At 60.6% G+C, this 14,082-nt stretch carries 14 protein-coding genes; 13 read left to right on the top strand and 1 reads right to left on the bottom strand.

Annotated elements, in window-relative coordinates; translation table 11 throughout:
• Window position 1: 1 nt before the first annotated feature.
• From E1956_RS13965 to E1956_RS13905, 13 genes are all read left to right on the top strand, one after another.
• Window positions 2-745, top strand: a complete 744-nt coding sequence (locus tag E1956_RS13965) for a hypothetical protein (protein WP_134749743.1) — start codon at window positions 2-4, stop codon at window positions 743-745.
• 5 nt (window positions 746-750) lie between these two features.
• The gene (locus E1956_RS13960; RefSeq protein WP_134749741.1) at window positions 751-1,104 is read left to right on the top strand and encodes a hypothetical protein; all 354 of its coding nucleotides are present in this window, start codon (window positions 751-753) and stop codon (window positions 1,102-1,104) included.
• 275 nt (window positions 1,105-1,379) lie between these two features.
• Window positions 1,380-4,190 carry a coiled-coil domain-containing protein gene (locus tag E1956_RS13955; protein ID WP_134749738.1) on the top strand — a complete coding sequence of 937 codons (2,811 nt, stop codon included), beginning with the start codon at window positions 1,380-1,382 and terminating at the stop codon, window positions 4,188-4,190.
• 15 nt (window positions 4,191-4,205) lie between these two features.
• Entirely contained in the window at window positions 4,206-4,889 is a 684-nt protein-coding gene (locus E1956_RS13950; RefSeq protein ID WP_134749736.1) for a DUF2460 domain-containing protein, read from the top strand.
• Window positions 4,886-5,737 carry a DUF2163 domain-containing protein gene (locus E1956_RS13945; RefSeq protein ID WP_167760011.1) on the top strand — a complete coding sequence of 284 codons (852 nt, stop codon included), beginning with the start codon at window positions 4,886-4,888 and terminating at the stop codon, window positions 5,735-5,737. The genes E1956_RS13950 and E1956_RS13945 overlap by 4 nt, the downstream gene beginning before the upstream one ends.
• Window positions 5,734-6,180, top strand: coding sequence for an NlpC/P60 family protein (locus E1956_RS13940; protein WP_134749732.1), 447 nt, complete (start codon window positions 5,734-5,736; stop codon window positions 6,178-6,180). The genes E1956_RS13945 and E1956_RS13940 overlap by 4 nt, the downstream gene beginning before the upstream one ends.
• Before the next feature lie 3 nt (window positions 6,181-6,183).
• The gene (locus E1956_RS13935; RefSeq protein WP_134749730.1) at window positions 6,184-8,643 is read left to right on the top strand and encodes a phage tail protein; all 2,460 of its coding nucleotides are present in this window, start codon (window positions 6,184-6,186) and stop codon (window positions 8,641-8,643) included.
• Between the two features lie 77 nt (window positions 8,644-8,720).
• Window positions 8,721-11,330: a pectate lyase family protein gene (locus E1956_RS47960; RefSeq protein WP_134749728.1), complete on the top strand. Its 2,610-nt coding sequence runs from the start codon at window positions 8,721-8,723 to the stop codon at window positions 11,328-11,330.
• 10 nt (window positions 11,331-11,340) lie between these two features.
• A complete protein-coding gene (locus tag E1956_RS13925; RefSeq protein WP_134749726.1) occupies window positions 11,341-11,640 on the top strand; it encodes a hypothetical protein in 300 nt (99 codons plus the stop codon).
• 97 nt (window positions 11,641-11,737) lie between these two features.
• Window positions 11,738-11,950 (top strand): phage holin family protein, encoded by a 213-nt coding sequence (locus tag E1956_RS13920; RefSeq protein WP_134749724.1) that lies wholly within the window; start codon window positions 11,738-11,740, stop codon window positions 11,948-11,950.
• A complete protein-coding gene (locus E1956_RS13915; protein ID WP_197732794.1) occupies window positions 11,943-12,440 on the top strand; it encodes a lysozyme in 498 nt (165 codons plus the stop codon). The genes E1956_RS13920 and E1956_RS13915 overlap by 8 nt, the downstream gene beginning before the upstream one ends.
• Window positions 12,440-13,012: a lysis system i-spanin subunit Rz gene (locus tag E1956_RS13910; protein WP_134749722.1), complete on the top strand. Its 573-nt coding sequence runs from the start codon at window positions 12,440-12,442 to the stop codon at window positions 13,010-13,012. The genes E1956_RS13915 and E1956_RS13910 overlap by 1 nt, the downstream gene beginning before the upstream one ends.
• A gap of 207 nt (window positions 13,013-13,219) precedes the next feature.
• Window positions 13,220-13,636: an NUDIX domain-containing protein gene (locus tag E1956_RS13905; RefSeq protein WP_134749721.1), complete on the top strand. Its 417-nt coding sequence runs from the start codon at window positions 13,220-13,222 to the stop codon at window positions 13,634-13,636.
• Between the two features lie 84 nt (window positions 13,637-13,720).
• Here the strand turns inward: E1956_RS13905 and E1956_RS13900 are convergent, their stop codons facing one another.
• Window positions 13,721-14,041 (bottom strand): hypothetical protein, encoded by a 321-nt coding sequence (locus E1956_RS13900; protein ID WP_134749719.1) that lies wholly within the window; start codon window positions 14,039-14,041, stop codon window positions 13,721-13,723.
• Between the last annotated feature and the right edge of the window lie 41 nt (window positions 14,042-14,082).

Raw genomic sequence — 14,082 nt, 5'->3', positions numbered from 1 at the left:
CATGTTCAAAAAAGCCAACTGGCACTTTGGTGCCGGCTATCTGTATTTCCGCAGCGCCGGAGCCGCGCCGATCCGCGTTGCCACGTTGCAGGGAATCGACGTCGATATCAGTGCCTCGCAAAAGGATCTGATGGGCGCGAACCAGTTCGCCGAAGCTAGCGTTCGGGCCGGCATGAAAATCACTGGCAAGGTGCAGACCGGTCGTTTCGACGGTCGCATCATCTCGCAATTGTTCCTGGGCGCATCGCGGGCCGCCGGCAACGTCGATACCGGCCTGCTGATTCCCGTGACCGACCGCGCGATGCAAATCCCGGAGGGCGGCATGCTCGAACTCGAACTGGGCACCGCCACCTTCGATTCCGATCTAGGCGTGATCGACGCGGCGACGGGCGCGGCCTATGTCTGGGTAGACAAGGATCCGGCCGTGGGCGAATACAGCGTCGATCCGCACGATGGTTTGTACGTCTTCGCTGAAGCAGAGGTCGGCAAACGCGTGCTGCTCAGCTACGTCAAGGCCGATCCTTCGAGTGGGCAGACGACCACGATCACGAACGATGTGATGGGTGAAGGACCGACCTTCGAAATGGTCTCGTTCGACGGGAAAGGGCTGTTCATCCAGCTCTACGCGTGTCAGTTCAACAAGCTGTCGCTGCAGCGCAAGAACGAGGACTTCCTCATTCCGAACCTCGAGTTCGGTGCGGTCGCCGATGATGCGCGCGGTATCGGACGGATGAGCGGAGCCTGAAACAAATGACAGCGATCACCATTACCGTCGACGGGCAGCCCATCGAGGTTGAGCCCCGTGTTCCTCTGCGCCCCGGTGCTCTGGCGACTGCCAATGGCGTCAAACTTGTTGTAGCGGCCCCGCTGCTGGTGAAAGCCCTCGAATTTACGGAGGCGCTGGAGCGGTTGTCCGACGGCAAGATGCAGCCAAGCGAATTCGGCAAGGTGCGGCGAGAGTTCATCACGCACACTGTGCGCCGCAACTATCCGGCCTTGCCGCAAAGTTGGTTTGACGAACTGGATACCACCGATTACCAGTCACTGGAGCAGGCGCTCCAGGAGGCATCGCGATCGGGGGAGGCGACGGCGGGGAACCCTTGAGGCGCGAGTGGTTTGATGAAATCGTCGCCCATCTGTGCATGAGCTATGGACTGAGTGTCGAACACCTCGAACAGACGCTCGATGGTCCGCGCCTGTTGCAGCTAACCGGGTACCTCGCCAGAAATCCCCCTGTCCACCTGCTCGTGAAGTGGTTCATGGGCATCGAGACTGAGGATCTGCAGCGAGCCTCAGCCCCCCTTTCCGAAGATGAGCGTCGGCAGAGTTTTGTCGATGCGTTTGCCGCTGCGTGCGGTTAGCCGCTCGGGTGAGTCGACATGGACAACAAGATCCAATTTACGTTTGGCGCGCAGGACGCGGGCCTGAAGGCAATGGCCGCATCGGTGGCGTCGGCCCTCACCGGCATCAGGAAGCAGTCCGATGATGCTGCGGCATCTGTAGCAAACCAGGGCAAGGCGAGCAAGTCTGCTGCGGAGGCCTGGGCCATCCAGCGACGCGAGATCGAGTTGCTGTACACGTCGATGGGCAAGATGCCGTCGAAGCAGGTCGAGCAGGAACTCGACGAGCTGGAAAAGAAATTTCTGTCGATGGGGGTGGCGGCCGAGCGGGGCTCAAAAATCGCAGCCGATGGGATGCGCAAGCTGCTGAGCGAGGCGAAAGCGATGGCCGCGGCCGATGCCGGTACCGAGCGCAGGGGCGCGATGGCGTCGGTGACGGATCAGGTGGTGGGCCGTTCGGCCGGCATCCTGAAAGCGGCCATTGGAGGGATCGCCGCAGCCTTCACGCTCGCTGCGATCAAGCGGCGCGTGATGGAGCAATACGAGCTTGCAGACGCGATGGGCAAGTCTGCGGAGAAGGCTGGCGTGTCGGTGGCTGCGATTTCAACGCTCAGTTACGCGTCGAAATTCGCGGGTGTTGAATCCGATGCCCTGACCGCGTCGCTTGGCAAGCTCGGCAAGACGATGGTCGACGTCGAGACGGGTGGGAAGAAGTCTGCTGCCGTTTTTCAGGTGCTCGGCGTGAGTGCGACCGAGCAGAGCGGCAAATTGCGTGCCGCGGATCAGGTGCTGCTCGATATTGCCGAACGATTCTCGAACATGCCGGATGGCGTTGCGAAGACCACGCTGGCGATGGATCTGTTCGGCAAATCAGGGGCCGAGCTGATTCCTTTCCTGAATGGCGGGAAAGAGGGTATTGCCGCGCTGCAGGAGGAAGCGCGCAAGCTTGGACTCGAATTGAGCGATAACGACGTCGTCGCGTCCGCGCAGTTCAACGATAACCTCGAACGCCTGCACGCACGGGCGCAGGGCATGTGGCGGCTTCTGGCAATGCAACTGGTACCGACGCTGGATAGGGTTGCGGACACGATGGTCAAATCCGGTGGCGCAGCTAGCGATTTTCAGGTGTTCATATCGGGCGTCGATTATTCAATCAGGGGCCTCGTCACGGCAGGTTCCACAGCGATTGCCGTCCTTCGGCAGTTTTCGGACCTCGCCGCTGGCGTGCTATCGGCCGGCTATCTCGCAATGAGGGGCGAGGGGCGGGCCGCTGCTGCTGCGCTGAAACTTGCGTGGGATGACTCGCGCAAGGACGGGCAGGCCTGGGCGGCCGACATGAACAAGCTGTGGGGTGCTGCACAGACAGCGCCGGCACCGACGAAGCGTGGCGGTGCACCAGTTGACCTCGCGCCGATTGCTGCTGCGTCTGCGGGCGACAAATCGCACGTGGCCGAATGGGAAAACGAACTGAACCAGCAGAAGCTCGCGCACGAGCGGATCAACGCTGAAAACAGCACGTTCATCGAGTTCTCAAAGGAGCGGGAGCGGGACTTCTGGAAAACGAAACTCGACACCGTGAAGATGTCGAATGAGGAGCGCTATTCGGTCGAGCAGAAGTATCTGAACGCCGTGCAGGCGATCAACAAGGAGGCGTTCGAAGCGGGCATCGCACAGCAGAAGGCCCAGATGGCCGCGCTGGAAAAGAACTATGCAGAGCGCGTCAAGCTGGCCGGGGACATCGCCGACAGAATGCGCGCAGCGTATGGTGCCGATTCGAAGCAATACGCTGATGCACAGAGGGCGCAGCTCCAGGAGGAGCATGCGTTTTCGGCGCAAAAGCGGGCGCTTTCAGACCTCGATGTGGCGAACCGGCGCAGTGCGCTGGCGTCGGACATCGAACTGCAGCGGCAGCAGGGCCAGCTCTCCCTGTCGCTTGGGCTGATCACGCGTGCGCAACTGCTCGAGCAGGAGCTGGGCTATCAGCAGCAACTGTACGAGATCGATCGCCAGGCACTCGAAGAGCGCGCCGCACTCGTGGATCCGCAGCGCGATCCCGAACTGAAAAAGCAGCTGGATAACAAGCTGCTCGAGCAGGAGCGCGCGTACCAGCTCCAGAAGAAAAAGTTGCAAGCCGATCTGACCGTGGAGAAGTCGTCTTCCGGGTTGAACGCATTCACATCCATGGAGACGCAACTCGGTACCGCACTCACGGGCATGCTCACGAGAACGCAGTCGTGGCGTAAGTCGATGCAAGGTCTCTTCACGTCGGTTGGCGGCGCCTTCGTGGATGAGCTGGTGAGCAAGCCGCTGGCGAAGTATGCGGCCGGTCTCGCCCGGCAACTCGTCCTTGGGCAGGCGGCGTCGACTGCGGAGACGACGCTGGCAACGACAACGGCCGCGCAAAAAATTGCGACATCATCGTCGGCTGCAATGGTTCAGGGTTCCAACAACGCGGTGGTCGCCGGGACGGGAGCCGCGAGCGCGCTGGCTTCTATTCCGATCGTCGGCCCCGCGCTGGCTGCTGCTGGCATGCCGGCCATGATTGCGCTGGTGATGGGAACGCTGGGCACGATCCACTCAGCGTCGGGCGGTTTCGATATTCCGGCGGGCATGAATCCGCTCACCCAACTGCACGAGCAGGAAATGGTGCTGCCGGCGAAGTACGCAAATGTCATCCGCAGCATCGCGGCAAATGGTTCCAGTGATTCGCCGCAGGCGGTGTTCGCTCCAGTGTTGAACGTCCACGCGGTGGACCAGAGAAGCATGGAGCGGATGCTGCGCAGGAACGACAACGCGCTCATGACGGCTCTGCAGGGCGCGCACCGGAAATTCATGACGAAGCGACCCTAACGAAGGAAGCAGGCAATGAGCGATGCGGTTTATCCGATGCTGCGCGGCCGCACGTGGCCTATCACGCGTGAGCCGCGCTTTAACACGATCATCCATACCGCGGCGAGTGGACGGGAATTTCGCGCAACGAACCAGACCATACCGAAGTACGAGGTAACCCTGAAGTACAACTATCTGCGGCAGGATCAGCGGCGCCAGGATCTCGACGCGCTTGAAGGGTTCTTTCTTGATCGCATGGGTTCGCTCGACACGTTTCTTTTCGCCTATCCGGGTCCCTTCAAGGGCGAGGAGCCGTTGTGGAATGAGCCCATCGGAGTGGGTGACGGCGTACGACGAACGTTCGACCTCGTGCGTCGCCGAGCCGGGCGCGTCGAACGTATCTTCAACCTGGTTGAGGGCGAGTACACGTTCGCGCCGCTGATGTGGCACCCATGGTTGCCGCAGAGCGGCGTCTGGACGGCTGGCAACGACCCTCGCTGGGTGAATGGGCGCGAGTGGCAGCGAGAGCAATGGACGATCGCTAACGGTCAGGTGAGTTTTGGTGTGCCACCTGCTGAGGGCGAAACGGTTGTGCTGTCCACGCCGATATTTTGGCGGGCGCGCTTCGCCGAAGACTATCTGTCGCTCGAACACTTCTCACAGGAGTTTCACGCATGCCAGGAGGTGCGGCTGGTGGCGACGATGGGGCGATATCTATGAAAAACAGTGATCCGGCATTCAAGACGTGGCTCGACAGCAACCCGCCGATGGTCCGTCATGGGTTGACTGAATTTCATACCGCTGCGGGGCAAAGTTACTTTTACACCGATGGCGACGTGGACACCGTCTGGAATGGCCAGGTGTACACCGCGGATGGACCTCTGATCGAGCGCGACAGCATTACACGCAAGCTCGGCATCGAGGTGGCGGAAGCGAGGCTGACAATCTGGGCGCGCCCGGCCGATCAGGTGGGCTATCTGTCGTTTGTGCGGGCGGTGAAGTCGGGCCTGCTCGACGATGCGCTCGTCATCATCCGTGATGCGCTGTTCGCGATCGGTGAATACGCCCCACGGGGCACGGTTCATCTGTTCGAGGGCAAGGCAGGGGAGATGGAGGCGGGCCGGTTCTCTGTCGACATGCAGGTGCTGAGCTATCTGCACCAGCTCAACACACGGATTCCGCGCGGGCGGTTCCAGCCGCAATGCCTGCGCACGCTGTACGACCACGGATGTGGTGTTGATCGGGCGGCCTGGACGCGATCGCTTGTTGCCGTTGCGGGTAGCACACGCCTGTCGGTGCGCAGCACGCTTGACGCCCCTGATAACCAGTTTGCATCCGGCACGCTGACGGGGGCGTCGGGGACAAATACGGGGGCAGCGCGCACCGTGCGCAGCAGTGCCAGCGGTGTGTTCGAGCTGATGACCGCGATGCCTGCTGATGTTTCGCCGGGCGAGGTATTCACCGCGTGCCCCGGCTGCAATCGCAGCATGGAACGATGCCGCAGTTTCAATAACAGCGCGCGGTTTCGCGGCACGCCGTTCGTTCCGCAGCCGGAGGCCACGGTATGACTCTGCACGATGAGATCGGCGAGGCGCGTGTGCGCGAGCGGTTGCTGGTGGAGGCACGAACGTGGATTAACACGCCGTGGCATCACAGGGCGCGGGTGAAGGGCGCCGGGGTCGATTGCGCGCAGTTCGTCAATGCGGTCTATCACACCGTACTAGGCACGGACTTGATTGAGATCGATTACCCGCCCGACCATTTTCTGCATCGCTCGGAAGAGCAACTGGTGACGCAACTGGAGCGGCAGGCAAACTGTGTGCCGCTCGCGTTGCCGGGAGACGTTGTCGTGTACCGGTTCGGGCGTGCGATGAGTCATGCGGGACTGGTCGTCGATTGGCCACGCATCATCCACGCGTACCGCCTGGAAGGCGGCGTCGTGTTCGGAAACGGCACGGGCGGAAATCTCGCGGAGCGCGAGCGGCAGTTCTATCGATGGAAAGGATTCTGATCTATGGCCGGCGGTGGCACGATTCGTAACAGTGAAGTACCCGAGGTCGCGCTGCGTCTGCAGGGCAGCAGCTACGGCAACCCCATCCCCGTGATTCACGGTCGAACACGCGTGAGGCCGAACCTGATCTGGTACGGAGACTTCAAGGCGATCGCGCATACGAGCAGCGAGAGTGCGGGCGGCAAGGGCGGTGGTCCAGACGTCGAAAACACGACTTATACCTATACCGTGGCGGTCGCGATGGCGCTGGGAGCAGGCGTGGTCTCGGGAATCGGGCGGGTGTGGGCGGACAAGACGGTCACCACGCCGGCCAAAGTTGGTTTGACGCTGTTCAGCGGGGCCGACGACCAGCAGCCGTGGGATTATCTTGTCACGAAACATCCGACCGAAGCGCTCCACTATCCCGGCATCGCGTATCTGGCGGCAGGCGCGTACGACCTGGGTTCATCGGCGTCGCTGCCGCAGCATACGTTCGAGGTGCAGGGGCGCGGGCGATACTCCGAAATCATCCCGGATGCGACGCCGCTGACGATCCTCTCGGACTGGCTGACCGAACCATCGTTCGGCGCTGGTTTCCCGGCCGATCGCATTGGCGACATGAAGGCATTCGACGATTACACGGTCGCCATGGGGCTGTTCATGTCGCCCGCGCTCACGGAGGCCAATGCCACGATTGACCTGCTTGCCCAGATGGCGGTGCTCACTGGATGTGACTGGCTGGATTCGGACGGAAAAATCCACCTGATTCCGCTCACCACGATGCCGGTCAGCGGCAACGGGCGCACGTTCGAGCCGGATCTGACGCCGGTCTATTACCTGACCGATGACGATCTGCTTGACGATGGCGACGGTGAGCCGATTCGCGTCAAGCGCAAGCTCGGTACCGATGCCTGCAACCAGCAGGCGCTGGAGTTCAACGACCGAGACAACGACTACAACACCAACTGCATCACGGCGGAAGACCGTACCAACATCGACGCGTACGGCGAGCGACCGGCCGATCGGGTTCCGGCGCCATGGATCTGCAAGGCGTCGATTGCGGAGAACGCGGCATACCTCAAGATGGGGCGCACGCTGTACGGCCGTAACGAATATACGTTTCGGCTGCCGCCCAGGTTCGTGCTGATCGAGCCCGGTGATGTGGTCACGCTGAATGACGCGCATCTCGGCATGGTTGACGAGCCGGTGCGGGTCACGCAGATCGATAACGATCCGGACGGCACGCTCTCGGTTACTGCGGAGGAGATCATTTGGGGTTATGGCGCACCTGTCGCTTTCGGCACGCAGGCCGCGCTTGGGTATCGCGTGAACTTCGGACAGAAAGCGGATGGCGTAAACGACCCGGTGATTTTCAACGCCCCGCTGTCGCTCACGAACGAGGTGCCCGAGGTCTGGATCGCCGCGGCGGGCAACGCGTCGAACTGGTCAGGTTGCGATGTCTGGGTAAGTCTCGACGGCGTGACCTATGCTCGCGTTGGCAGTATTACCTCGCCGGCCCGGTACGGGGCAATCACGGACGCGATCGGCGAGGACGCCGATCGCTTCGATGTGGATATGACCATGTCTGGTGGTGTGCTGCAGGGAGGCGATGCACAGATGAACGCAACGCTGTCCTGGTGTGGTGGTGAACTGGTCAGCTTTACGCGTGCCACGCTCACGCAAGACAGCAAATACACGCTGGAGGGCGTGTTGCGCGGCCGTGTGCGTACCGCGCGGGCAATGCATCCGGTAATGACGCGGTTCGTGCGGATCGATAGCTCGATTTTCCGGTATCAGGTGCCGGAATGGTTCATCGGCTCGGCGGTGTATCTGAAGTTTCCGAGCCGCAACATGACGGGGGGGGGGACGCAGTCGCTCGACGAGGTCGATCCTTACCTGCACGAAATACGGGTTGCAAACACCCTGCCGGGCGGCATGCTGGGGCTGCGTCTGCTCGACGGGTTTGTTGGCGATCGCTTCCGCGTAGGTTGGGCGGCGCAGCCCGCATCCGGGTTCGAGATTCAATTGACGAGCGGCAATGGTCTGGTACGCGCGCCGACGACTGTGCTGAATGAGTGGACTTACACGACAGTGGACGCCTATGCGGACGGCGGCCCGAAGCGTCAGTACCTGGTGACGGTGACCGCGATCAACGGTGTTGGTCCGGGCGTACCGTCGACGCTGGCTGTTTCGAAGCCTGCGCCGCCTGCACCGTCGAATGTCCATGTGGCCGCCGGCCGTCTGGTGTGGGGCGACGTGGAGATGCCGGATCGAGGGGGATATTTTGCTTGGCTGGGCGATTCGGCGGCCTTCGATCCTCGCAGGGGCGAGGGGCTGCAGATTTACGTCGGCCCCGATACGTCGGTCAACCTCAGCGGCTTGACGGCAGGGTTGAGGTATTACGCGCGCGTCGCCTGTTTCGACCAGTGGTCGAACGTCGTGGCTGATCTGAACCTGTCTGCCGCCGTATCGTTTATCGGCTAGTGGCCAAACTTTATTGTTGTTGGGCGAAGGCCCCGCCATTTGTGCGGGGCCTTCGCATTTTTGCGGAGCAGGAAAGCATGGGTCTGATTCCAGATTTCAAGGCACTGGCGAAGACGATGAACACGTTCTCGCCCATGAGCATTACACAGGGCGCATGGAGAAAACTGTTCGCTTCCGTGATGGATGCGCTGGGAGACCATTTGTGGAAGGTGCCGGCATTGTTAGGTGATGGCACGCCAGCGGGTGCCCGACACCTGCTCGGTCTCGACAATGCCGTGCTCGAGTATACAAATCGCGGCGACTGGAAGGATGACGCCGACTACAGCACGAATGACATGGTGTGGTGGGAGGGCAGTACCTATGCGGCGCTGGTTCCCCACCACTCGGGCCAGTCATTCAGGGCGGACCTTGAGGCCGGCAAGTGGCGCGCAATTGGTGGCGATCTCTTCGAGCGTCTGAGCGCACCCGAAGGATCATCGCTCGTTGGCTTCATCCAGCGTGGTGCGGACGCCGTGCCGCGTCGCGGACAGGATAAGTATCGCGATATCGTCAGCGTGAAGGACTACGGTGCCACTGGTGACTATGCTGCGAACGATACGGACGGCATCGTCAAAGCATACAACGTCGTGCCCGCGCCATTTTTCCCGGCTGGGAAGTTTCGCAATTCGGTCACGGAGCCGCGCCTGTACTACGGGCCTGGTGTTCCGGTGACCCTGTCGGGGGAAGTGGCGAAGAACTTCAACAATGTGTCGGGTATTGGCGTGGAATCGTTTGACGCACTGGGTGCGTTCCCCGCCGACACGCCGCCGGGGCTTGTTGTAAAGAGCCGTATGGAGAATCTTTCGCTGGTCGTTCTCCCTCCCTCGGACACCAATGCGGTGTTTGACTTCTCCGATGTTGGGGGCGCGAAGTTCACGTACCTTGACGGGATCGTCACCGATTTTTGTAATGGGGCGAAACCATCTGCGTACTCTCTTGCCCAGGCTGACGCGATGTCGGCTGATTTTTCCGCCATGGTCGGCTATGCCGCTGTGACTGGCACTACCGGCGGCGGCAGAGGCCCGGTTTATTGGGTGACCAACACGAGCGACGACATCTACACGACCGGCTCTCTGCGATGGGCTATCAACCAGGTCAGAACTGCTGGGTCTGGACGGGTGCTATTCCATCCTCGGGGAAATTTCGAGGTGTATCTCACGTCGCAAATCATCCTCCCATCGAATATCACTATTGATGCTCCGGGTCGCAACGCGCGCATCTGGGCTCCTACTGACGTTACCCGGTTCAAGTTGATCGACTGCGCGAATGTCGTTGTGCGCCGACTGCAGTTCAGTTCGACTCCGGGCGCAACGGCCACGATGCGGGACGGCATCTGGATTGTGCCTGACTCGGTTGACCGCGTGTGGATTGACCAGTGCTCGTTCCGTTACGCGGGCGACGGCTGCATTGATATGTCCACCCTTGTCGAGATGGAGAACCCATGCCGCGTTACTGTTTCGCGGTGCCTGTTCCGACAACATGACAAGGGCATGCTCCTTGGTTCGCTTGCATGCTACAACCCGAATCCGCCGGCATGGTGTCCGACTGCCTCCCCGGCTAACACCAGACTGTTCGTTACGCTCATTGAGAACTACTACGACTCCGTGGGGCAACGGCAACCTAAGGCGATTTCCCAAACTTTCGTTGACTCCATCAACAACGTTCATCGAATGTGCCAGCAGAATCGTGACGATGGATCGTTCGGGTCTGCGTACGGAATTTTGACGGCCACCGGCGGCTCTGCTCGTTCGCGTGGCGACCTGTTCATCTCGGCGCTTGGGACGGGCTGGTCGGGTGTGGATGCGTGGCGCGACCCACAGAAGCCGCTCGGTGGTGGCACTGGCGCGACTGATGGCCCTGGTTGCATTGACTATACGACCGATACGGTGGCACTGGATGGCGTCAAACTTGCGAAATACAACGAGGGTCTGGTGCCCGTGCCGCCTTATGCGATCACTCCAAAATCTATTCCGACGAGCAATTATGCACGTCGGAAATGGGCTCAAATGATCCTGTCTAATGCAGGTGCGGAATTTGATACGGCAGCAGATGGCCAGTTTCGCTGGGACCGGAAAAGCGTTGAAACTCCGAACGGCTTTAACGTTATCTCTGAGACGCCCGGCTCCGGGCGCTGGCTCCGCGTCGATAAAATCAACGAGGCTCCCGCGTTCGCCAATATGGTGCCGCCAAGCCGCACGATCAATACTCCGCGCTCTCCGACCCTGAGAATCGCCAGTCATGCGATCACGGTTCCCGATACCGGGACGTTCTTCGCTATTGATACTGAGGGGCAGGCAGCTTCCGACACGCTTACCACCATCAACGGCGGTAGCGATGGCCGATGGATTATGTTGCGGTCGGCGTCCTCCGGACGCACTGTGACTGTGATGGGCGGGGGCAATATCGCCGTTCCGGAGACCTATCCGCTCTCGGCAAATTCCACCGTAATTACACTCATGTATGAGCCGACTGTGGGCAAGTGGTTGACGATTGAGAAGCTGCCGACCTACGGTAGCGCCTGGAACGGCACCACGCCATTCAAGCTCGGAAACTACTATCTGTGGGTCGATACGTCGCAACGCCTCCGTATTAAAAATAGCGCTCCCGCGAGCGATACGGATGGAATAGTCGTTGGTTCCCAATCCTAAGGAGGAAAGTATGGCTCTCAAAATGACAGTGAACTACAAGACGCTCACGTTGCCGGAAGCGTACTTACGCGTAGTGCGTCCTCAGATTGATCTATCGAAGGACGCGATGTCGTTTGGTGTCTGGATGTTCCCGTCGCAAGACGCTGCGGCTGACATCGGAAACATGCTCGACGATGCCGCAATCGCGCATAGCGGCGTTCCATATGACATGTCCGGCGGAAATGCTTTTGAGCAAGCGTACTGTTATCTGAAGACGCTGCCTGAGTATGAAGGTGCGATCGACGTTCTAGAGGTCGAACAGTCACCGTGAGGTTTGCGTGACCATGCAGTCGTACCCTGTAAAGGCTCACCGACGTGAGCCCAATCGCGCCGCCTTCGGGCGGCTTTTTCTTTTCCGGGGAGGGAAAATGCGAGTCAGTCCAACCGAAGCGGCGAGCTACGCGGGGAGCGGAGTGGCCGTCGGCTCGTCACTGACGCTGACCGACATCGGCGTGATCGTCGGTATTGCGACGGCGTTTGCTACGTTCGCGCTGAACGCTTTTTTCATGTGGCGCAAGGATCAGCGCGAGCGGGTCGAGTCGGACGCGCGCTTGCACGAAATGGAGGAGCACCGTGACTAATACATCGAGGAAGACACTTGTGGGAGTTGTGGGGGCCGCTACTGCGGCCCTTTTGTTTTCCATCGTGCCGCAATTCGAAGGCGTTGTATTGCGTGGGTACCTCGATCCGGTCGGTATTCCGACGAAGTGCATGGGTGACACTCATGACGTTGTGGTCGGCAAGGCGTACAGCGATGCCGAGTGCCGCGAGTCGCTGGAGACGCAACTGATCGTGCATGCGGAGCCGGTGCTGAAGTGTACGCCCGGGCTGAAGGGGCGTGTGTACCAGCTCGGCGCTGCGGTGAGCTTTGCCTACAACATCGGAACGGCCGCCTACTGCGGCAGCACGACTGCGCGCCGCTTCAATGCTGGCGATTACCGCGGCGCGTGCAAGGCTATGAACGAGTCCGACTCAGGTAAAGCGCAGTGGGTGACATCGGGTGGGCGGGTGCTTCCCGGCCTTGTGAAACGGCGCGCGAATGAGCGAGCCATATGTGAAGTGGGGCTTTAATGCTGAAGACGTTTCTACCGTACCTGCTTGTTGCGCTGCTGGCCGGTAGTGCAGGCTTCGGCCTCGAGCATTTGATAGAGCGTGGCGAACTCGCCGCTGAGAAAGTCGCGCATTCAAAAGACAACGAGCGGCACGCGAACGATCTCAGCCTGATGTCGAAAGCGGCGTTCGATGCCGAATCCCGCGCAATCGATGCGCATGCCCAGGCGGCCAGCGATGTGGCCGCGATAGATGCGCAACTTACGAAGGAGCGACTGGCCCATGAAGCCGACAATGCAGAAAACCGTGCCGCTATTGCTGACGGTACTCGCAGGCTGCGCGTCGCAGTGTCCAACTTCCGGGCAGCCGGTGGCGACGAAGCAGATAGCGGCGCCAGCGCCGGCAGCGTGGGCGATGGTGCCAGTGGGACAGCCGAGTTATCACCAGCGTGGGGAGCAGCTCTTTTCGGGATCTTCGATGACGCCGACAGCGACGCCCGCGCAAAAGCCGACTACCTTCAGCAATACGTCTGCGCCCTCCAGCGGCGCGGACTGATTGAGGGGGAGTGCGCGCTGCAGTTGCCGCCGAAATAATCTACGCGTCGGAGTGGGACGGTCGCAGCACGAAGAGGATTGACTGACGGCGATGCGTCAGGGTTTACCCGGTTGTGCTCGTCCTTTCCGATTTGTAAGGTTTTGGGGCGGCGCATTGTATCTCCGATGCCGCGAGTGTGTTGACGGCCGCAGGATTGTCTGCGGCTTTTTTCCGGTTCGCCTAACTAGTCCGATCAAAGATTCCAGATGGCATTGACTTTGCGCAGCGTCAACATCCTTGTCCGCGACGAAAGCGGGAAGACGTTGCTACAGATGCGTGACGGTGCGGCATCGCTAGCGCCTTTGACATGGTCGCTTTGGGGTGGCGCTGTTGATGCCGACGATCGCGGCCCGTATGAGTGTGCTGCCCGCGAGTTCAGGGAGGAGTTGGGCGTCGACGCCAAGCCAGACGACTTCAAGCTTGTGGCAAGTCGCCAGTCAACGACTCAACTCGCATTGCTTGTATCCTACGTTCGCCCCATGCGCTGGGGGGAATTCTGTGTAAATGAAGGAGCGGGCGCCGGATTTTTTTGGCGTGACGAAATCGAGAGGCTCCCCACCTCCGTTGCGCTTCGACACTACCTCGATAAATACACCGAGCTATTTTTCGCAAAGAGCGATTAGCCGGGATAGTGCGCGCCGACTTACCGGCTCGCCGCCGTCCGGAACAATCGCGACGTAGTGACGATGCGGCCCGTGGCGGCGCAGCTATCCTTCGCGCGGCCGCCTCACGATTCTGTCGATCGCGGCGTGCTGCCGTGGTGTCGGCTTGTCCTGTAGGCAGGGTTCAGCGTCGAGCTCTCGCTTGAAGCACTCCCAAACTGAACCCGGAATGTTGCCGTGGCCGCCTGGCGCGAGAAAGGCGCGGATCTGGTTCGCGCGCGAGATCGTGGCGCGCAGGCGATGAATTTCCCACAGCAGTTCAAGCACGATCGGTTCCGGGTGGTTGTCCCAGATTGCGGCGAGACGCTCGGCGGTCAACGGCGCACGATGAGGCATTGGTTGCTCCGCAAAATACTGTGTAAACATACAGTATTTTGCGGAGCGCATCTATACCCGTCGCAAGGGTG

The sequence above is a fragment of the Paraburkholderia pallida genome (assembly GCF_004524855.1).
Lineage (GTDB): Bacteria > Pseudomonadota > Gammaproteobacteria > Burkholderiales > Burkholderiaceae > Paraburkholderia > Paraburkholderia oxyphila.
This window is presented reverse-complemented; position numbering and strand designations above follow the sequence as displayed.